The following is a 20,650-nucleotide window of genomic DNA, read 5'->3' on the forward strand; positions in this document are numbered from 1 at the left end:
ACTGTCAGTTGTATCGAAAGAATTATTTTTTCTCATCTTTTTTCGTCTGAGAGGTTTTCTTTTTTGCATCAGATTCTTTCTCTTTTTTCTCCTGATCGGCTTTTGACTGCTCTTTTTGTTCAGCTGTTTCATCTGTTTGGCTTGCATCTGAGGAGTCATTGGTGCTCGTCTCCGTTGTTTCTTTTTCTTCATACTTCGCCATTTCCTTAATGATTGGATCTAGCTGTTTTTGTTTTTCTTCAGCAGATAGGCTGTCGTCATTTTGAATTTCATTGCGGTAGGCGACGAGTGCTGTGAATATGTATCGGTCGTCCCCGAGCACCCTTGCAATATCCAGAGCTTCCTTGCTATTGCCTTGTCCAATATGAATCCAGAACAGGAAGTATTGCGGGTCTGTCTGCAATGTGTACGTATCCGTGATTTCTTTTTTGTGCTGGTCAAGCAATAGATTCCCTTGATTCGTTTGCACATACGAAATGGCCAGTTCATATTGAAGAGAGACTGGCATTTGATCGGCTTTGTATTTTTCGAGCGTATCCACCACTTGGCTGTACTGTTTGTTGAGATAATATTTGTTCGCTTCCACATACGCTTCTTGTTTCGGCATGGCGAAAAAGAACGTGTAAATGGTATACACCAATGCAGGAATCAAAAGAACAAGGAGACCAAGTCCAATGTATCGTTCGATCTTCCATTTCTTTTTTGGAATGGTTAAGAGCGTCTTTTCTTTTGCTTCGATGGCTTCTATTTTTTGTTGAATCAAAGCAGACAATTCTTCCAGTGACTGTGTATCACTTATTTCCTTTGCCAGCTCAGATAATTTCAACGTATCATGATAAGCCAAATATTCTTGAAACTGATATTCATGGTCCACCACTCGAAGAATGACGGCTTTGACCTCTTTTAACAGACGATGTTGGTCGGTTTCATATGGCGGGATGCTTTCTTTAACCCCGTAATGCAAAAATGCAGGCGCTAAGCCTTGATGAAAAACAATGTTTTCAGGAGAAACAATAGGATGCAGCCGCTTCACGTCGTGTTTGCACACTGCATCGACAAGCTGGTATGAAAAAATCCATTTGCTTTTTTCATCCTTTGCATGGATGAAACGAAATTCCTGATAGGCAGGAGGCGGTTGAATCGAAATGATGACCTCACCTTCGGTTAATTGGATCTCTTTTTTAAATGAAGGATTGATGTCTTTAATCGGTGCCGCTTCTAAACCGTCTAAGAGTTTAATTGTCTCTCTTTGAAAAATGAAGGTGTAAGTGCCTTCCTCTTTTTTCATGACTGCTTCTAATTGTTCTTCTAAATAGGAACTCTTTTTATCTGCCATTTACAAAAGTCCTTTCATAGTATTTCCAGCCTGTCTCCTGTGGTGATTCCACAGTCTGACAGCTTATATTCGCCTGAAAACACAGCTTTCTTATTGACTACACGCACCCATCCGCCATCTCGTTTAGGTAGTGAGATTTGTTTTGCCTGCCAGGCGATATGGATGACTTGTTTAATATGTAAATAATTTGATAGTCTCAAATCAAACACACTGCCATCATAGTTTTTTAAGTCGATGGTAATATCGATATACACAAATTTCCACCTCACAAAATAGAAAGAGCGCCGGCATCAACTGACAGACTCGGCGCTTTTTCTGCTTTTCACACTTAGAAAGGAAATCCCTTTGATTAGCCGCGGATTTGGCTAGCGATGTCTTGGTCAGTGCTTTCAAGTGTATTTGCAGTTTGATCAAGCTGATTGCTGACATCTGTTAATAGATCAGACATTTTGATGAATGAAGGTTTAAGCTGTTCGTATTGATCAGCGAATGCTTCACTAGAAGCACCTTCCCACATTCCTTTTAGGTCAGAGATCATTCTATTTAGACGATCAACTTGGTTTAACACTTCTTGACTTTCAACACCATATTGCTTAGCGGTCGCTCTTAGTTCTTCTGGGGTTACGCGAATAATTCCTGACATATTCCTCATTACCTCCCGTGCATAGCCGCCATATAATGGGCTAATCCACTTATTTTTTGACGTTATTATTATAAAAACAGAAATGATACACAGTCAAACAAATCTGTTTTTATTTTACAAAATGAGTCTATAGAATTACTGTTTTTTCGCTCTTTATCTAGTATTTAACAATTTTTTGGTCATATATTCTTAATAAAAGGGCGTGCACTTCGATGAATCTTTCCGCCTATTGATTTTTTACTACATTATTATTGTACTATTTCTTTTTGTGATCAACGCATGACCAATGTGCTCATTTCTCAAGCTTTTTGTTTTTTTAATGATTATGGCATTTTCTTGTTGATTTACGTACCTGATTCTCTTCATAATGTAAGTACGTGAAATATTCGAAAAAGCAGGGGTTTTTTATGACAAAAAAGACAGATCCATTTAAGTATAGCCTTGATCGTTTAGAGGATGTGGCAGACCAAATTAGTGATGTGCTCAATTGCCCTATTACTATAGAAGATACTCATCATCGATTATTAGCCTATAGCACACATAATGATTTCACTGATCCCGCCAGAACTTCAACCATTATCTCCCGCCGTGTACCGGAAAAAGTCATTAATCGGCTTTGGAAAGACGGTATCATTCCTACACTCCTTAAAACAGATGAACCGCTTCGCGTACCTCAAATTGCAGAAGTCGGTCTATCCAGCAGGGTTGCCATTTCCATATGGAAAGACAAAGAGGTGCTCGGCTTTATCTGGGCAATTGAATCCACGCAGCCTTTTTCAGATGAAGAAATGGACCTTCTCAAGATGGCAGCACATGCCGTGAAAAACAAATTACTCAATTTACAAATTCGAAAAACGAAAACAGAAGAACGCAATCAGGAGCTATTTTGGAAGATGCTCACAGGACATATTCATGAAAAGGATGAGATGCTTGATCTCTTCTTGAGGCTTGGGATGAGATGTCCAGACACGTATGCCATTATTATCTTTCGCCTTCGTGATGAACTCACAGAAGATACGGAAAAGAAGCTCTCCTATCTGCTTGAAACAACGCAGCAAGTGCAGGTGCTGTTAACGACTGTTGATTTTAACGAATTCATTATTCTTGTCTCGCCAAAAACAGAACATCCGCTTCAAGATATTAAACAATTCACAAGCGGCATGCTAAAGCAGCTGTCTGATCGGTATCAGATCCATCACGTTCAGGCGGCCATTGGTGGAATTTACGATCACATTACTCATATTCAGCCATCCTATAAAGAAGCACTGGCCGTCTTAAAAACAAAAGAACGCTTTCCTGTGGAAACAGAACGATTAAACAGCTTTTCTGAACTGGGTATTTATCAATATTTAGATGTGCTTGCAGAAAAACGAAAGGGATCGTCTTATTCCAGTTACTCTTTATCAAAGCTTGAGGATTACGATCTCAGGCATCATTCCAACCTCGTCGAGACCCTTGAACGATTTATTGATTGTGACAGCAACGCCAATATCGCCGCAAAGCAGTTAAATATTCATATCAACACATTGAATTATAGACTGAAGCGGATTACGGACATTGCAGAAATTGATTTAAAAAACATGAATGAGAAAATGACTATTTATCTTGATATGAAGCTAAAAAACGTCCCTTTGTGAAATTTCACAAAGAGGCGTTTTTTAATTTTTTCATTCAACCGAAGAATTTTCTAAACTTTCAGGATACACTAGACATACAATATCAATAGATAAGCATAGGAGGAATTGATATGATCATCGGCATTCCGAAAGAGATTAAGAACAATGAAAACCGGGTCGCATTAACACCAGGAGCAGCATCTCAATTGCTTTCAGCTGGACACCAGATTTTAATTGAAACGAACGCTGGTTTTGGAAGCGGATTCACTGATGACGATTATGTATCTGTTGGTGCAGAGATTCTTGATCAAGCGAAAGATGTGTGGGCATCTTCTGATATGATTATGAAGGTAAAAGAACCATTACCAGAAGAATATTCATATTTCAGAGAAGGTCTGATCTTATTTACGTACCTGCATCTTGCAGCAGAGCGCTCCTTGGCTGAAGCATTAAAACAAAAAGGTGTGACAGCCATTGCTTATGAAACGGTAACGGACGGAAAATCACTCCCTCTATTAACGCCAATGTCTGAAGTAGCAGGTAGAATGGCTGCTCAAATTGGTGCTCAATTTTTAGAAAAGCCAAAAGGCGGAAAAGGCATTTTGCTCGCCGGCGTGCCAGGAGTATCGAGAGGGAAAGTCACCATTATTGGCGGCGGTGTCGTTGGAACAAATGCAGCGAAAATGGCGATCGGACTTGGCGCAGATGTCACCCTTATTGATGTAAATGCGGAACGATTACGTCAGCTGGACGATCAGTTTGGTCACCAAATGAAAACGTTAATGTCTAATCCTGTTAACATTGCAGATTCAGTGAGCGAGGCAGACCTGCTCATTTGTGCGGTTCTCATCCCAGGTGCTAAAGCACCAACCCTTGTCACAGAAGAAATGGTGAAACAAATGAAGCCTGGTTCTGTCATTGTCGATGTAGCCATTGACCAAGGCGGGATTGTGGAAACAATCGATCATATTACAACACATGATCAGCCTACTTATGAAAAGCACGGCATTTTACATTATGCTGTTGCCAATATGCCAGGAGCGGTTCCGAGAACATCGACAGTTGCTTTAACAAACGTCACGGTCCCATACGCACTGCAGATTGCAAATAAAGGCGCTGCAAAAGCGATCAAAGAAAACAAGGCGATTGCTGAAGGCGTCAATGTGATGAACGGACATATCACCTATGAAGCTGTCGCTCGTGATCTCGGCTATGATTATGTGCCTGTTAGTAAAGCCCTTGAAACCTCTTCCATGACCGAAGCTTAATATCCAGCCCGCCCTTTTCAGGGGCGGGCTTTATTGTTAACCTAAAATAAAAATTAGTTGACAAAAGAGCCTCTTCCCCTTAATCTATTTGTACAGATAAGACAGGGGGAAATATCATGCAAAAGAAGACAAGAACAGCTGACTTTGTGCTCGTCGGGATGTTTGCTGCGCTCATGGCTATCGGAGCCAATATCACATCCATTGTGCCATTTTTACAGGTCGGCGGAATCCCACTTACGATGCAGCCGTTTTTTTGTGTGCTTGCTGGTCTTTTGCTGGGCAGACGACTTGGCGCATTGGCCATGATTGTCTATGCTCTTGTTGGGATCGCTGGTGCACCTGTATTCGCACAGTTCTCGGCGGGTCTCGGCGTTATTTTAGGAAAAAGCGGTGGCTTTGTGTTATCATACATTCCTGCTGCATGGCTTGCCGGATTCATTCTTGAAAAAAGACAAAACCCTGGTTTTGGCCGCTTTTTATTTGCAGCCATTGCAGGAACGACCGTGATGTATGTGATCGGGACAACTTATACGTACATCGCATTAAATGTATGGCTGAACGCACCAATCTCTTATCAAACCACATGGTTCTTCATGATGTGGTTTATGGTAAAAGACTACGCGCTGACCATCTTCCTTGCGATGCTGGCACCTAAAATTTATCGATCGGTTTCAAAAGCCACATCCTTTCGAAAAGAACAAACAGCTTCCTAATATCAAAAAAGGTTCCTCTACTCTATGAGTAAGGAACCTTTTTTCATTTATAGCATAATTGCCGCAAGCCAGCCGAACAAGACAAGCGGGATATTATAAAAGGCGAATGTTGGGACACATGTACCCCAAATGTGGTGATGCTGTCCATCCATATTCAGTCCAGATGTTGGTCCGAGTGTACTGTCGCTTGCAGGTGAACCTGCATCTCCTACAGCCGCAGCTGAACCAATAATCGCAATAGTCGCCATTGGGCTGAACCCTAAGTGTAAACAAAGCGGTACAAAGATCGTCGTAATAATCGGAATCGTTGCAAATGATGAGCCAATGCCCATTGTCACTAGCAGACCCACCAGTAGCATTAAAATGGCCGCTAAGCTTTGGCTGTTTCCGATAAATTGAGAAGATGCCTTGACGAGAGATTCAATATCTCCTGTTTTCGTTAAAACATTGGCAAATCCAGCTGCAACAAGCATGACAAATCCGATAAATGCCATCATGTTCATGCCAGATGTAATCAGTGCATCTGCTTCATCGCGTTTCATCATTCCCGTTACAAACAAGACAAGCAAGCCTGCAAGCGCACCGAAAATCATCCCTTCGACTCCAAGGCTTTGAGAGAGATATAACTGAACAATAAGTGATACAAGGATCGCAAGCCCAGCAAAGAATAAGCTCTTTTTTGTATATGCTGATTTTTCTACATCCGTAATGTCACGATTTTCATATGTTTTTGGCTTACGATAGACAAAGAGTGAAACGATCAAGCCAAGAACCATGCCGCCTACAGGAATCAGCATCGCATACGGAATGTCTGCTAAATTCACTGTCAAACCTGCATCCTTCATGTTGTCACGAAGCATTCCGTGAAAAATCTGTCCAAAACCGACCGGAAGTAAAATATATGGTGCAGTAAGTCCGAAAGTCATCACACATGCTAGCAGTCTGCGGTCAATTTGAAGCTCGTTAAACACCTTTAATAATGGCGGGATTAAGACCGGAATAAAGGCAATATGAACAGGAACAACGTTTTGAGAAAAACAAGATACGATCAAAATGACCAGAATAATGAGCACTTTTGATAATGTTTTTCTTCTTGAATCGCCTTCTTTTCCAAGAAGCTTCACAGCTCCTTCAACCATGGCATCAGGAAGACCCGTTTTCGTCAGTGCGGCTGCGAATGCACCTAATAGTGCGTAACTAATCGCCACTGTCGCATTTCCGCCAAGACCGTCAGTGAACGCTTGAACTGTTCCCCCTAGACCTAATCCACCTGCAAGTCCGCCCGCTAAAGCACCAAGTGCCAGCGCAATCACGACATTGACCCGCAGCAAGCTTAATATCAACATTAAAACAACCGCTAAAACAACTGCATTCATGGTGAAACCTCCGAAATCCTTTAGTTTACTAATGTAGTAGATAATTAAAGTACCAACGTATGTTACCATAGAAAATTTACTTCGTCAAATGGCGTATGTCCTACATAAAAAGCTCTGCCAGTTGGCAGAGCTTCCGTCGTTATTTCTTCGGTTCAAATCGTTCCACAAATGTCGCTAATGATCTAACCATCACACCTGTTGCTCCTGTTGGACCAAAGCATGAAGGTTTTTCTGTCGTGGCTGTTCCTGCAATATCTAAGTGAATCCAAGGGGTGTCTTCAGCGAATTCCCCAATGAATGCACCTGCCATGATCGCATGACCATCACGACCTGGTGAGTTATTCAGATCAGCCATTTTGCTGTTTCTTACTCGTTTTTTATCTTTTTCGGTGATTGGCAGCTGCCAAATCATTTCCCCGCATTCTTCTGATGCCTCTTTAAACTGGGCATACAGTTCATCGTTATTGGTCATCACGCCTGTTGTTTCATTCCCAAGTGCCACAATGACACCGCCTGTTAATGTCGCAACATCCACAAGCACAGAGGCGCCATGCTGCTTCGCATAGGTCACACCATCTGCTAAAACAAGACGACCTTCTGCATCCGTGTTAAGCACTTCGATTGTTTTGCCGCTTAGTGAGACAATGACGTCATCTGGCTTCATCGCATCTGCTGAGACCATATTATCTGTTGAGGCGATGACCGCAATGACATTCTGCTCTGGACGAAGTTCACCGATGATTTCCATTGCGCCTAAAACAGAGGCTGAGCCGCCCATATCTGTTTTCATCCCCACCATACTTGCTCTTGGCTTTAAGGAATACCCACCTGTATCATACGTAATACCTTTACCGACAAGGCCGATGACGTCTGTCCATTCTTCCTTGCCTTGATATTTCAATACAATCAGCTTTGGTGGTTCTGTTGAGCCTCTATTAACGGCTAGAATACCGCCCATTCCGAGCTCTTCCATTTGTTCTTTATCTAAAATTTCAATCTCGAATTCATATTTATAAGCAAGCTCAGCCGCATAGGAAGCAAGATCAGAGGACGTGAGCATGTTCGGCGGCATGTTCACAAGTGTACGAGCCGAATTGACCGATTGTCCGTAGACTTCTCCCACTTTCAGACTTGCCTGAATTTCGGCAGCATCATGATCCGTTGTTGCATAAACAAATTCGATAAAGCGATCCGGTTCATTCGTTTTATGTTTAAAATCTTGTAATTCATATGTAGCTAAAAGGCAGCTTTCAGAAAGGGCATGGGCTGCATCTTGAACAGGCAGATCCTTTCCTGTAAATGTATCAAGCAAAACCGAAACTGCTTGCTTTTTATCTTGATGAAGCTTTTTAAATAAATGCGCAAACACTTCCTTTGCCTCTTCAAACGTGTAATCTGACTCCTTCCCAAGCCCGACAAAATAAATACGTTTAATGCCGGTTTCAGGGGATGGGAAAAATTTCGAAAGCTGATTTCGCTTGGACGAAATATCGCCTTCTTTTAATAATTCAGTGATTCTTCCTCCATGTAATTCATCCATTTCTTTTGCTTTTCCTGATAATTGGCTCTTTTGAAAAAGTCCGATGGCCAGTGTATCTTTATGTTGCAACTCATTTGTCGAGAAAAACATATTTATCACACGCTCCTTCAATGAACTCCATATTTCACATTGGAACTTCTATTATATCAAAATTTATGTGCTGATACGATCATTGCCAGCCTGTCTTCCCTTGAAGAACATTTATATTTTGGCACGCGGAAGGGCATCATGAAAAAGCGGCAGCGATCCATAGCAGCCTGTCCATGGTCTCCTCGTTCCACATCTACTTTCTTTAATGTTATAATGAACATGGACTTGGCAACAGTTCTTACTGCCATCATTTTTTTATCTTACTAGGGTAAATACTTTATCATGTCGCACGTTATTTTTTCTTAAAGAGAGGATGTTTCTTGTTCATGAGCGTACTGACGAATTTTCCGCTGCTTGCCAGCCTTGCAGCCATCTTTTTTGCACAATTTGTAAAAGTACCGATTCAATTTATCATTTCTAGACGACTAGATTGGTCGCTCATTACAAGCACAGGCGGAATGCCAAGTTCACACTCCGCAGCAGTAACAGCACTCTCAACAGCAGTTGCTTTAGAGCACGGGCTAGGAACATCTATTTTTGCCATTTCCGCCATCTTTGCCATTATTACAATGTTTGATGCGACAGGTGTTCGCAGACAGGCAGGAGAACAGGCAACTGTCCTGAACAAACTGGTCACAGATTTTAACCGGTTTGTTGCCGAGGCAAAGAACTTCCCAAATGCGGAAGAAAAAGAGAAGCAAAAGAAATTGAAAGAGCTTCTTGGGCATAAGCCGATTGAAGTCTTCTTCGGCGGCTTAACAGGAATTTTGCTCACACTCATCTTAGATTATTACTTCATGTAGAAACGAAAAAGCTTTGGACCTTTTGAGATCCAAAGCTTTTTTATTCTTTATTGGCTTGAAACTGCTGCCTGAACACTTGCATCGATTCCGCTTCATTCAACTGATTTAAGTCTTTTTCTGTCAGCGTTCCTTCACCCTTTTTAATCACATAAACGTCCAGCACTTTTTTACCCCATTCTCTATACACATCATCAACCGTTTCATAATATAAATCAAGCTTATGACCTTTAATCGCTTTCCCAGTATCTGCGACTACACCATAGCCATAATTGGGGATAAACAGGACAGTTCCTATCGGAAAGACAGATGGGTCCGCTGCCACGGTTGAATATAAATCACGTTTTACTTTGACGCCTGAATATGTAATGCCATATGCATGATGTTCTTTCGTCTTACCTGTTGATTCTACACCTGCTGTATAACCTGTGGCGACAACCTTTTGCTTCGGATAATCGTTCCAATTAAATGCTTCTTCGAGAGAAACAGCACGCAAATCGTCACTTTTCACCGCCATCGTCTGCCTTTTTGGATGCTTTAAAAAAGAAGATACGTGCTTACCGGCATCGGTCTCTTTCACCCATGCAGCTAAATCACTTGGCTCTACGCCAGATATGCCCGTAAAGCTTGTCATCAAGGCAAGCATAAACAGGGCTGTCATGAACAATCGTTTCATCCATGTTTTCATTTCTATTTGTCACTCCTCTACCCATCTATTTGTTTCCAAACAAAATGGAAACTATGCAAAGGAGAAACAAAAAAACCCACTTGCGTATAGACAAGTGAGTTAAAACATTTGATAGCCTCTTTTACGAAGGGCATTGATGACAAAACCTGAGGCAATGGCACCAATTAGACCACTTAATAAAATGATGATATCTGCCGCAGCAAGAGAAACGATGCGGTCTCCTATCCCGGAAAAAGCAATACCTGGTTCTCTTACATAAGCGATCATCTTTTGATTATTGATAATGAAAAGGCATACAATTGGATATAAAATTGCCATAATCCATGACATTCTCAGCAGCATATTCAGCAAAAAGCCAATGCCGAAGAATAACACGAAAAATAAAATAACTGAAATGATAACGACTGGTAAACTGATCACTTCATCTCCACCCCCAAATATCCCATCATTAGTTTAACTTGGAAATAGAGATGAAGTCAATCAATGGAAAAAGCCGTAAGATTAATGCTTCTTTCCTGTCCCTTTACATTCCTCACATGTTTCTGATCCGCCGAGCAATAACTGAAAATATCCTTTTCCTGAACAATACTGACAAGTTGACTTTTTTTCTTTCGTTTGTGCATTCATATTGCTCACTCCTTAATCTAAATTTTCTGATAATTCATCATAACATATTTTTCTGTCCAGTACCAAGTGAGAAAATATTCCGTCAAACATGAAAAAACGTGTACCACAGGGATACACGTTTTTGTCTATATCGGTTTAGAAGAACTTGAATTTTCCTTTTTTCAGAACAAGTCCTGGTCCGCCAACCATGAATAATGAACGGTTGTCGATGATTTTTTTCATTGCAGAAGCTTTTGTTCCTTGAAGTTTTTTACCAAACGCAACACCTACAGCGTCGTGTTCACCAAGAGAAGCAACTGTTCCTTTGATGTCTGGCTTAAAGCTTTCAAGCGTGCCACCTTTTACTAGTGCTGCAAGGTTTTTCGCTACTGTTTCACCTTGCTGCATCGCAATTTGTGCAGTAGGTGGGTATGGACGATTAATTTCTTCATTGATGATTAATGAGCAGTCACCGATGATGAATACATCTTCATTTTCTGGTACACGAAGATCTGGAGACACTTTTACGCGGCCGCGCATGTTTTCAAATCCAGCTTCTTCAACGATTGGGTTACCACGTACACCAGCAGCCCATACAACAGTTTCAGCTTTGATTTCTTCTGTATCATCGTCTTTTCCAACAATGATGCCCTCAGGCGTACATTCTTTGATCGCTGTACCGATTTTGAACTCAACACCTTTACCTTGAAGGTAGTTCATCGCATAGTCGATCAATTCAGGATCAAATCCTGGAAGAGCTGTTGGTGCAGCTTCTACACAGATAATACGCACGTCTTTTTGATCAATATCATACTCTTTGCAAAGCTCAGGTACACGGTTTCCAAGCTCACCAAGGAACTCAATACCTGTGAAGCCTGCACCGCCGACAACGATAGTTAGACGCTCTGGGCGCTTTTCAGCATCTGTATTATAAGTCGCAAATTGAAGCTCAATATGCTCACGAAGCTGACGAGCAGAGTTGATGTTAGAGATTGAGAATGCATATTCTTTCAGTCCTGCAATACCAAATGTTTCAGGAACAGCACCAAGCGCAACAACAAGGTAGTCATAAGAAAGTTCGCCATCTGATGTCACAACTTTCTTCTCTTCCTTATTAATGCTTTCAACTGTTGCTTGTACAAAGTTGACACGGGAACTGTTAATCACATCTTTGATTTGATAACGACAACGGTCATGATGAAGAGTACCTGCACTTGCTTCATGTAACCATGTTGTTTCGTAATGATAATTATGCTTGTTCACAAGAGTAATGTCCGCATCATTTGTGCCAAGCTGTTTTGTTAATCTTGTTACAGTCATTAATCCGCCATAACCTGCACCTAATACAACGATTTTCGGTTTATTCACTGGAATCACATCCACCTTTTTTAAATTTGCTGTAAAACGGATAAAGAATTACATATCGTTATTCTCAACCGCTTTGCGGCATTTTATGAAATTTAAACAAAAAATAAGTATGTGAAAATCTGAACTTTCACCTACAAAAAACGAAAGCATTTGACCGTATCCGACAAAAATTCATAAAAAATTAATATTTAGTTCCCTTAACAATAATAGCGAGTTCTGCTCCTTTTTTCAAGGCTTTAAACTGAAAATCCTTAGGATAAACGGTCTTTCTCTCTTTTTTCCCCTTTTCACAGCATCGGCATCAAAAAACGACAAGTTTTTCAAAACAAGTCAAACGACGATATGTGTTATGATATGATATAGTGATAACAATTTTCATTTGGGAGGATTAAGGAATGCAAGAAGATTCTAAGGTATATGACATTACCGTTATCGGGGGCGGCCCAGTCGGATTGTTTACTGCGTTTTACGGAGGCATGAGACAGGCAAGTGTGAAAATCATTGAGAGCCTTCCTCAGCTCGGCGGTCAACTATCCGCTCTTTACCCTGAAAAATACATTTATGATGTGGCTGGTTTCCCAAAAATCCGCGCACAAGAATTAGTTGATAATTTAAAGGAACAAATGGATAAATTTGACCAAACCATTTGCTTAGAGCAAGCTGTGGAAACGGTTGAAAAACAAGCAGACGGTATTTTCAAACTCGTTACGAATCAAGAGGTTCATTATTCAAAAACAATCATCATTACAGCTGGTAACGGTGCATTCCAACCGAGAAAGCTTGAGCTAGATGCAGCAGAATCATTTGAAGGAAGCAACCTGCATTACTTCATCAATGACCTGAACCAATTCGCTGGTAGACGTGTTGCTGTTCTTGGCGGCGGAGACTCTGCGGTCGACTGGGCACTGATGCTTGAGCCAATCGCAAAAGAAGTATCGATTATTCACCGTCGTGATAAATTCCGTGCACATGAGCACAGTGTAGAAAACTTGCACAACTCGAAAGTCAATGTGCTGACACCATTTGTCCCAACTGAGCTCATTGGGGAAGACCGCATTGAACAAATTGTGCTTGAAGAAGTGAAAGGCGATAAAAAACAAGTACTAGATGTGGACGACGTGATCGTCAACTTCGGTTTTGTTTCCTCCCTTGGACCAATCAAACAATGGGGCCTTGAAATCGAAAAGAACTCTATCGTGGTCAAATCCACGATGGAAACAAACATCGAAGGCTTCTATGCGGCAGGAGACATCTGTACGTATGAAGGAAAAGTCAAATTAATCGCAAGCGGATTTGGTGAAGCACCAACTGCTGTGAACAACGCGAAAGCTTACATGGACCCGAAAGCTCGTGTACAGCCTCTTCATTCCACAAGCTTATTTGAAAATAAATAAGAACGGATCAAAAAAAGGAGTTCCATCTGCGGAACTCCTTTTTTGTTTATTTAAAAATCCCAATATAGGCATTCGCCATTCCAAGTACCATTGCAGCAAGTAACACCACAACAATTCCTGCCACAACCAAAATCACCCGATCCTTCACGCGTTCCTTTTTCGGAAGCGGCTTGTCTATCCCGCAAGATGGACATGTTTTTGAACGATACGGAATCAGTTCATGACAGTTCCTGCAATTGATTTGTTCACTCAAACCTCAGCAACCTCTTTTCTGATGACAGTTTATGTTTGGTTCTCATGATACTCTTTTCGAGTGGAAATAGCCAGTTGTGAGGAGAAGCTGTAACAAAATTGAGCGATTTACAAATTGTTTAAGAAGGAATGGAATCAATGAAGGTTTGATTGGTTCAACCGATATAAGAAGGAGAAGATCGTCATGAAGGATAGGTGGAAAGATGATAAAGCGTTTCATGATTAGTTTGAGCTTGTTACTGATAATTGGCGGCTCATTAGAAGTGTTCGCAAAAGACTATAACAAACACTATGCTCAATTCGCTGCCGGATTGAATATGGATGTTGATCAGCTAGAACCTTTTTTAACACATGTGTCTACTGCGATTTTAGATGCTGGTTTAAGTGATCGAGAAATCAAACAGATACTCACCAACGTTCAAAAAATGAATAAAAACAATGAAACAAAAAGAATGGGCACTTTTGAAGTGGTGTACCATGAAAAAACAGCAAAGATTAAAATTGAAATTGAAGTCCATGTGGAAGATGGCAATAAAGAAGTGGTGATCTATATGTTTAGCACCCAAGAGTTGGTGGATGTCTTGGATAAAGAACTATTGAAAATAGAAGAAACAATTTGAGAAAGAGACGCTGAATGAGTGTCTTTTTTTCATTTTTACACCTTCATTGATCCCTTTCTATTGACCCTGACGTAACGTCATACTTTATAGTGAATATCATAAGGAGATGTGTTGAATATGAAAGTAAAAGAAGTCGCTGAATTGTTTGATATTAGTATTCGTACACTTCATCATTATGATCAAATTGGTTTGTTGACCCCAAAAGAAGTCACGGATGCTGGTTACCGGCTTTATTCAGAAGAAAATCTTGAAACACTGTAGCAAATATTATCTTCCAGAGAACTGAATTTAGCTTAAAGAAATTGAAAGAAATCATAAGCAATCCGTCTTTTAATAGACACGAAGTCTTTATTTTACAATGAAAGATGTTGATGGAGAAACGAAATAAACTCGATAAAATGATTGAAAATATTGAAAAGACCTTAAAACATTAAGTGGAGAAATTCTTATGATTAATACAGAACGGTTCGAGGGATTGAACATGAAATTCAACCAATTTGAAGAAGAAGCTCGTTGCCGTTGGGGGAATCCACCCATTAATAACATGAACTTAAAATTAAATCGATTATCAAAAAAGAAACATCATGATTCATCTTTAAAATGGGATTTCATAGCCTAGCATCCCTACGCGAACACCCTACTCAGTCCCATGAAGTACAAACCGCCATCAAAGAATGGTATGAATTTTTTAATAATCAATTTACTCGATACTCCTTCGAGGAATTTTCTAGATTAATACCACTTTATATTCAAGATGAGCGGCTTACTACTAATATATCAGGGCTTTGCTTCATTCATGAGAGAAATGATGAAAGCCTTTGCTATTCAAAAGAAAAGAGGTCACACCGGTTAACATCAGAATCGATCAAGATGAAAATTATTTTCGATGAAAGAGACTAAAGAACATTTTTTCCAACACACTATGATTGAAATATTATAGAAAATTGTGGATATTATCAATGTTGCTAAACAGAAAAATGGCTATGATGACATAATGGCAACCAACATGCTTGGCTATCTTGATGTATCACATACACAAACTGGGAGAGAGGCATTAAAGAAACTACAAGAAATTCAAGCTCTTCAAACCACAAATATCACCTTGAACCATTGTATAAATTTTATCAAGAAGCACAACCTTCGTTTAAATGCTGATAAATTGAGATTTGGTCTATATCTCGCTGATCCAAACAAAAAGGGTATTGTGGCTTAGGAGCAATTCCTGGATTTATTCAAGCATCAATATATCCAATCTTTAATAACACATCCCTCGAATCCCCGCTCTAAATACGCATTCATTTAGTAAAGCAGTTGTAATGATTTGAGTATGGGGAATTTCACAGTAAAAAAATCAGCCTAAAATCTATCTAGGCTTAAAATTCATATATGAAATTCAATTTGTAGCGTTATTGAAAACTTAGAAATACTATCATAAATTGTTCTTAATAAGTCCAATCAAGTTTATTTAATCTTTCTAAAAAATATTTTCCTGTTTCAGGCTCAACACTTCTTATAAAATTAACCTTTCCATACAAATATTCTTTGTAGAATGATTTTTCTTCCATTCCTATTTGCTTTAGGTGATTAAAAATCCCGTACTTTTCACAAAAATAAATGTGCTTCTCAATTTCTTTTTTAAAGCTTCTTCGGATTTTCACACCTTCATTTACCAATAAACCTGTAACAAATTGTGGTTGATTATAATATTGCATACGTTCTTTTTTATTGTTTAAAATAAACCCATTACGTTCAATAATTTCTTTAAAAGCTTCTTTTTTACTTACAAAAAGTCTTATATCATCCGTAGAAATTGTCATATCATCTGCATAGCGTGAATAACTTGCCCCTACTTTAAAAGCTAACCTCTTCATCTCCTCGTCCATTTTTCTACATACTATATTAGAAAGTATCGGACTACAAGGTGAGCCTTGTGGTAAATAACCTTGATACGAAACTAATCTTGAAATTGCAAAAGAAACTTCGGAAGAATAACCCGCATTATAAAACAAAAAATAAATTTTTTCGTAAGAAATTGATGGAAAAAAGTTCCGAATATCTATATTGTATACCAACGACTTATTAGTATGTATTGCCGCATTTTCAACTATTCCCATACTTCTCTTAAATCCCTTGGCTGAATCATCAACATCAAAATATGTAAGAATATTCTCTAGAATCCACCTTTGTATTTTTTTAAGATTAAGACTCGGTGCATAAATTGCTCGAATCCCCCCCATTTTTTTAGGTATTTTAAATTCTTTATAGAACTCCTCTGACTTTGTTATGTAATAAAATAATACCGAATATCTCACACCCATCAATTTAGATAAATGTTTAATATCAAAAATCACAGGTAAATTTCTATTTTGTAAAGCACTTGCGTAAGATATACATAATTCTTTATACTTTTTTGAGTAACCATTATCAGTTAGCTTCAATTCCAATTTACTTAAGTAATCCATAATAATACTCCCATAAGTAAAGCTAGCTTCTACTATAATTCAATTCTCTAATACACTATAAAATAGCTTGTGATTTTAGTACGATTGCGCTCTTCAATCGTAGTAGTGATTAAAAAACGAACTTCTTTTTAATCACTACTGCATTTAAGTAGCATAAGTTATGGCTAGGACTCCTAGCCAATCTAGAAGCTAGACTACATATATTATATTTTATTTAAACCTTTTTGAAAACCTATTTGGGATATATATATCCGAAAAGTCTATGGGTATATTAGTAAATATATCTTCTATTTCTACTTCATCAAATTTAATTTCATCTAATTTACGCTTTCTTAGCTTATTTAAACCTTTTTCAGTTACCTTCAAATAACCCTCAATTTTAAGCAATTGCTTTTGCATTAATTTTTTTAACATTAACTGCAATTGTTCATCTTGAAATCCAAATATCATTAGAAGTTCTTGATATGAGTAACTTGCTCCTACATTATTAAAGTAGTGTAATATCATTAGCTCTTTATATTCACTCATACAATCACCTCTTTCCAGCATTTGAATAGTTCTGCATTTTCCTATTCGGAGCAGTAATACGAGTAAATAGTCTTTTCCATTTTTCTTCTGATGGATGCCAGAAATTACTTATTGTATTATTTGGTATATTATGAGAGAACAGAACTAACAATTCTGACTGCTTAAACCCTAATATATTATTATTCCCCTTTCCCCATAAATCTTCTTCTATATCAAATAACCTTTTATATTCCTCTTTGCTTAAAATATTTATTGAAGAAACTTTCTTTAATTCATGATAGTGTATAAACTCAAAATCTATTTCTTTATATTTCTCTTGAATAGCAGAAAATTTATCAAGAGCGGCTCGAGTAGCAGTCAAAAATATAAAAATCACCTTTTTCCCCTCTAATGATTTACTATGACACTTAACAAATTTCTCTAATGTTCCACCAGTTCCTGCAATATCATCTACAAAAATTAAAGTTTCTATATCTTTCGTATACTTCAGGTCGTTTAAAATTGAATCTCTGAAAGGTAACAATCTTCCTCTATTCATTTGTTCCTCTACATCAATTTCTTTGATAAGTGAAATTAATTCATTGGACCCACTATAACGTCCATCTACTGGTGATAAAGGCAATATAGCTGCTTGTTCTAAATTATTATGTAATGACTTCAACCTTTTAATCTCTTCACATAAAACACCTTTTATTTCTAACTTTGAAAAAAAACGCAAATTATAAAAAAGTTTATTTAAAATATCTCTATCATTTTTTAAATTTACATTTTTTATCCAATGATTATGCTTTAGTTTTATATCTTTATAATACATTTCATGCCCGAATTCACTTTCTACCTGAGTTAGATATCCCTTTATCGTTTCATCCATAATTAAATGTCACCCTTTTACATTATTCAAAACAAATGTATCATATATTCTTACAAAATATCCAATCAAATCAAGCCGAATATAAATCTATACTGCGTAAACTTTCTTTCTAAATGACTATTTCTGAATCCATTCCTTCAAATTACATTCTCTCACTAGGCATTTAATTTGCTTCAACCAGATATTCAGGTTCCAAAAAGTTGAACATAGCACAAGACGAATGTTTAATGTTGTATCAGATTAACCGATAACTTGCTCACTTTGGATATACTTACGTCCGTCATATTTGGCTGCATCATATTAAAAATGATTAATATAATCCCTAAAAATTTGCATGTTCTTGCTCTTAAACTTTCCGCAGTTTTCCCTGAAACCCCAAGACGATTGCGTGTTTCATTGATAATTTTGGATATTCCTTTTGATTAGACATTGTCCAACTGTTTTTTTCCTTGTTCTCTTGTTTAATGTCATAAAAAAACCTTCTCGAATAGCAATGTTTTAGACATTAACTACCGAGAAGGCATTTAATCCACAACCTTGATTTAACATATTTAGGGTTGTTATTATACATTTTCAGGCTTGTGTGCACTCAATATTCCACAGTAATTCATACCCAGAACAATTATTCGAAAACATTAGCATTCCTCCGGCGTACCGGTATTCGTGGCTGTTCTGAACGAAGAACCGCATCCGCATGACGCAATCGCGTTCGGATTGTCAATCGTGAAACCGCCACCCATTAGTGATTGTTTGAAATCAATGATGGTGCCGTTCATGATGTCAAGGCTTTCGGAGTCGACAAGGACCTTGATGCCCTGCTGTTCGAACTGCGTGTCTTTTTCTGAGACTTCATGGTCAAAGCCCATTCCGTATGAAAGACCGCTGCAGCCGCCGCCTTTTACGCCCACTCGTAGGAACGCATTTTCTTCTTCATGTTCTTTCATCATATCTTTAATCTGCAATGCAGCAGCTTCTGTAATCGTTACTGGTGTACTCACGATCATCCCTCCTTTTGACTGGATGTTTCTTTTCAATTATAAACGTGATGTTGCCTTTTCTCAAATAAATGGTTTAGAGATAGAATGTGCCGTCACAAATTGTTTCAGCAGGTCCTGTCATCAGCACATGGTCATTGTCTTTCCAGCGAATGATGAGGTCTCCGCCAGCTAGATGAACGGTCATATCCGTTTCTTTTTTCGCATGTCCATTCACAATCGTTGATACAGCCGCAGCACATGCTCCTGTTCCGCACGCTTGCGTAATCCCTGATCCTCTTTCCCACACGCGAAAATGCAGTTCCGTTTCACTGACACGTTCCACAAATTCTACATTGACGCCTTCTGGAAACATGTCATGCTTTTCAATGATTGGCCCAAGTGAATCAAGCGGCGCCTGTTCAATGTCTTCTAAATAGAAAACGATATGGGGATTCCCCATTGAAACAGCTGTTCCATTTAAGGTCGTCGTGCCAAAATCAAGCGGTTCATTAATCGTTGTACTGGCCGGTTCACCAAGCATTGGTATCGCTTCTTTTTCAAAACGAGGTTTACCCATATCTACTGTCACTAACTGAACGTGACCATCCTGCACATGAACGGTCGCTTCAACGAGTCCTGACAATGTCTCAATCTGGAACGTTGTGTCTGTTACGATTTGATGCTCATACACATATTTTGCAACGCAACGCAGACCGTTACCGCAGTTTTTCCCCTCTGATCCATCATTGTTGAAAATGCGCATCTTCACAGGCGCAACATCTGATGGGCAAATGAGGATCATTCCGTCTGAACCGATACCTGTATAAACAGAAGAAACGCGGATCGCTATCTCTGACAGCTGCTCTTCTGAAAGCTGTTCCTTCATCTGATTGACGTATATATAATTATTTCCTAGTCCGTGCATTTTCGTGAATTGAAATGATGTCATGAGCGTCCTCCAAAAATGTTGTTTCTTTATAGTATAAAAGGAGTCGATTCAGGAGACAATCTTATCATCCCCCGTTTTTCATACATAGAAGCTCTTTGCTGCCATGGCAAAGGGCTTTTATTATGCATATGCCCCTTTTTCTCTCGTGTGATGCTTCATTTTGATGATATTTTATTAGCATAACATATTGGATGCGCTTTCTACACTTTTTCCTAAAAAACGGAAACTGAATATATGAAAAAAATGCACCTCATGACCCATGTGGTGCATTTAAAACATGTCGTTTTCCTCTATAAAAGCATAAATACGCTCGACTAGCTGCTCTGCATTTTCTCCTGAAACAAATTCTCCATTCACAAGAGCAAATGGGGAGTCCATACATTTGCCGCAGTAGCTTAAACAGCCGTATTCCATTACATCTAAGTTTGGGTCTTTTTCTAGCTTCTCTTTTGCTTCTTGAGACCCTTGTGCAAGATTACTTACACAAAATTCGATCAGTGGAAACACTGTGCTTCACCTCACATTTGCCTTACTATCCTACCGAAATTCCTTC

22 protein-coding genes and 1 pseudogene are annotated in these 20,650 nt (G+C 38.9%); 7 read left to right on the plus strand and 16 right to left on the minus strand.

Annotated features, from left to right (window positions below; translation table 11 throughout):
• Window positions 1–22: 22 nt before the first annotated feature.
• The 3 genes from essB to LCD34_RS06165 form a co-directional block, all read right to left on the minus strand.
• Window positions 23–1,336 carry a type VII secretion protein EssB gene (gene essB / locus LCD34_RS06155; RefSeq protein ID WP_008345895.1) on the minus strand — a complete coding sequence of 438 codons (1,314 nt, stop codon included), beginning with the start codon at window positions 1,334–1,336 and terminating at the stop codon, window positions 23–25.
• A gap of 14 nt (window positions 1,337–1,350) precedes the next feature.
• On the minus strand, window positions 1,351–1,590 hold the full coding sequence (locus LCD34_RS06160; RefSeq protein WP_008345897.1) for an EsaB/YukD family protein: 240 nt from the start codon (window positions 1,588–1,590) through the stop codon (window positions 1,351–1,353).
• A 95-nt stretch (window positions 1,591–1,685) separates the two neighbouring features.
• Window positions 1,686–1,979 (minus strand): WXG100 family type VII secretion target, encoded by a 294-nt coding sequence (locus LCD34_RS06165; RefSeq protein WP_003213769.1) that lies wholly within the window; start codon window positions 1,977–1,979, stop codon window positions 1,686–1,688.
• A gap of 407 nt (window positions 1,980–2,386) precedes the next feature.
• Here LCD34_RS06165 and LCD34_RS06170 point away from each other — a divergent pair, with 407 nt between their 5' ends.
• The 3 genes from LCD34_RS06170 (at window position 2,387) to LCD34_RS06180 (ending at window position 5,576) form a co-directional block, all read left to right on the plus strand.
• On the plus strand, window positions 2,387–3,616 hold the full coding sequence (locus tag LCD34_RS06170) for a PucR family transcriptional regulator (protein ID WP_025207915.1): 1,230 nt from the start codon (window positions 2,387–2,389) through the stop codon (window positions 3,614–3,616).
• A gap of 110 nt (window positions 3,617–3,726) precedes the next feature.
• Window positions 3,727–4,863 carry an alanine dehydrogenase gene (gene ald, locus LCD34_RS06175; RefSeq protein WP_224558673.1) on the plus strand — a complete coding sequence of 379 codons (1,137 nt, stop codon included), beginning with the start codon at window positions 3,727–3,729 and terminating at the stop codon, window positions 4,861–4,863.
• A gap of 116 nt (window positions 4,864–4,979) precedes the next feature.
• Window positions 4,980–5,576 carry a biotin transporter BioY gene (locus LCD34_RS06180; RefSeq protein ID WP_065460983.1) on the plus strand — a complete coding sequence of 199 codons (597 nt, stop codon included), beginning with the start codon at window positions 4,980–4,982 and terminating at the stop codon, window positions 5,574–5,576.
• 47 nt (window positions 5,577–5,623) lie between these two features.
• Here the strand turns inward: LCD34_RS06180 and LCD34_RS06185 are convergent, their stop codons facing one another.
• Window positions 5,624–6,952, minus strand: coding sequence for a Na+/H+ antiporter family protein (locus LCD34_RS06185; RefSeq protein ID WP_008345907.1), 1,329 nt, complete (start codon window positions 6,950–6,952; stop codon window positions 5,624–5,626).
• Window positions 6,953–7,091: 139 nt separating this feature from the next.
• A complete protein-coding gene (locus LCD34_RS06190; RefSeq protein ID WP_224558674.1) occupies window positions 7,092–8,582 on the minus strand; it encodes a leucyl aminopeptidase in 1,491 nt (496 codons plus the stop codon).
• 326 nt (window positions 8,583–8,908) lie between these two features.
• Here LCD34_RS06190 and LCD34_RS06195 point away from each other — a divergent pair, with 326 nt between their 5' ends.
• Window positions 8,909–9,385 (plus strand): divergent PAP2 family protein, encoded by a 477-nt coding sequence (locus LCD34_RS06195; RefSeq protein WP_008346791.1) that lies wholly within the window; start codon window positions 8,909–8,911, stop codon window positions 9,383–9,385.
• A 40-nt stretch (window positions 9,386–9,425) separates the two neighbouring features.
• On the opposite strand, the gene LCD34_RS06200 is transcribed toward LCD34_RS06195, so the two are convergent.
• From LCD34_RS06200 to LCD34_RS06215, 4 genes are all read right to left on the minus strand, one after another.
• On the minus strand, window positions 9,426–10,070 hold the full coding sequence (locus tag LCD34_RS06200) for a 3D domain-containing protein (RefSeq protein WP_007500437.1): 645 nt from the start codon (window positions 10,068–10,070) through the stop codon (window positions 9,426–9,428).
• Between the two features lie 99 nt (window positions 10,071–10,169).
• Window positions 10,170–10,490 carry a YuiB family protein gene (locus LCD34_RS06205; protein ID WP_003212933.1) on the minus strand — a complete coding sequence of 107 codons (321 nt, stop codon included), beginning with the start codon at window positions 10,488–10,490 and terminating at the stop codon, window positions 10,170–10,172.
• A gap of 81 nt (window positions 10,491–10,571) precedes the next feature.
• Window positions 10,572–10,697, minus strand: coding sequence for a YuiA family protein (locus LCD34_RS06210; protein ID WP_008346797.1), 126 nt, complete (start codon window positions 10,695–10,697; stop codon window positions 10,572–10,574).
• 135 nt (window positions 10,698–10,832) lie between these two features.
• On the minus strand, window positions 10,833–12,050 hold the full coding sequence (locus LCD34_RS06215; RefSeq protein WP_162149727.1) for an NAD(P)/FAD-dependent oxidoreductase: 1,218 nt from the start codon (window positions 12,048–12,050) through the stop codon (window positions 10,833–10,835).
• A 389-nt stretch (window positions 12,051–12,439) separates the two neighbouring features.
• Here LCD34_RS06215 and yumC point away from each other — a divergent pair, with 389 nt between their 5' ends.
• Window positions 12,440–13,438 (plus strand): ferredoxin--NADP reductase 2, encoded by a 999-nt coding sequence (gene yumC / locus LCD34_RS06220; RefSeq protein WP_008357239.1) that lies wholly within the window; start codon window positions 12,440–12,442, stop codon window positions 13,436–13,438.
• A 46-nt stretch (window positions 13,439–13,484) separates the two neighbouring features.
• Here the strand turns inward: yumC and LCD34_RS06225 are convergent, their stop codons facing one another.
• Window positions 13,485–13,691 carry a hypothetical protein gene (locus tag LCD34_RS06225; RefSeq protein WP_008346803.1) on the minus strand — a complete coding sequence of 69 codons (207 nt, stop codon included), beginning with the start codon at window positions 13,689–13,691 and terminating at the stop codon, window positions 13,485–13,487.
• Between the two features lie 202 nt (window positions 13,692–13,893).
• Here LCD34_RS06225 and LCD34_RS06230 point away from each other — a divergent pair, with 202 nt between their 5' ends.
• Together LCD34_RS06230 and LCD34_RS06235 are read left to right on the plus strand one after the other, a co-directional pair.
• Entirely contained in the window at window positions 13,894–14,310 is a 417-nt protein-coding gene (locus LCD34_RS06230; protein ID WP_224558675.1) for a hypothetical protein, read from the plus strand.
• 111 nt (window positions 14,311–14,421) lie between these two features.
• Window positions 14,422–15,163 (plus strand): annotated as a pseudogene (locus LCD34_RS06235) (MerR family transcriptional regulator).
• A gap of 589 nt (window positions 15,164–15,752) precedes the next feature.
• Here LCD34_RS06235 and LCD34_RS06240 read toward each other — a convergent pair.
• The 6 genes from LCD34_RS06240 to LCD34_RS06265 all read right to left on the minus strand — a co-directional run bounded on the left by LCD34_RS06240 (window position 15,753) and on the right by LCD34_RS06265 (window position 20,604).
• Window positions 15,753–16,772 (minus strand): reverse transcriptase family protein, encoded by a 1,020-nt coding sequence (locus LCD34_RS06240; RefSeq protein ID WP_083692982.1) that lies wholly within the window; start codon window positions 16,770–16,772, stop codon window positions 15,753–15,755.
• A 210-nt stretch (window positions 16,773–16,982) separates the two neighbouring features.
• Window positions 16,983–17,300 carry a hypothetical protein gene (locus tag LCD34_RS06245; RefSeq protein WP_076821036.1) on the minus strand — a complete coding sequence of 106 codons (318 nt, stop codon included), beginning with the start codon at window positions 17,298–17,300 and terminating at the stop codon, window positions 16,983–16,985.
• A 4-nt stretch (window positions 17,301–17,304) separates the two neighbouring features.
• Window positions 17,305–18,171 carry a hypothetical protein gene (locus tag LCD34_RS06250; protein WP_076821038.1) on the minus strand — a complete coding sequence of 289 codons (867 nt, stop codon included), beginning with the start codon at window positions 18,169–18,171 and terminating at the stop codon, window positions 17,305–17,307.
• A 635-nt stretch (window positions 18,172–18,806) separates the two neighbouring features.
• Window positions 18,807–19,169, minus strand: a complete 363-nt coding sequence (erpA, locus tag LCD34_RS06255; RefSeq protein ID WP_017358921.1) for an iron-sulfur cluster insertion protein ErpA — start codon at window positions 19,167–19,169, stop codon at window positions 18,807–18,809.
• 73 nt (window positions 19,170–19,242) lie between these two features.
• Window positions 19,243–20,097 (minus strand): diaminopimelate epimerase, encoded by an 855-nt coding sequence (dapF, locus tag LCD34_RS06260; RefSeq protein ID WP_224558676.1) that lies wholly within the window; start codon window positions 20,095–20,097, stop codon window positions 19,243–19,245.
• 270 nt (window positions 20,098–20,367) lie between these two features.
• The gene (locus tag LCD34_RS06265; RefSeq protein WP_008346813.1) at window positions 20,368–20,604 is read right to left on the minus strand and encodes a YuzB family protein; all 237 of its coding nucleotides are present in this window, start codon (window positions 20,602–20,604) and stop codon (window positions 20,368–20,370) included.
• Window positions 20,605–20,650: the final 46 nt, after the last annotated feature.

The sequence above is a fragment of the Bacillus sp. RAR_M1_44 genome (assembly GCF_020165935.1).
Lineage (GTDB): Bacteria > Bacillota > Bacilli > Bacillales > Bacillaceae > Bacillus > Bacillus altitudinis.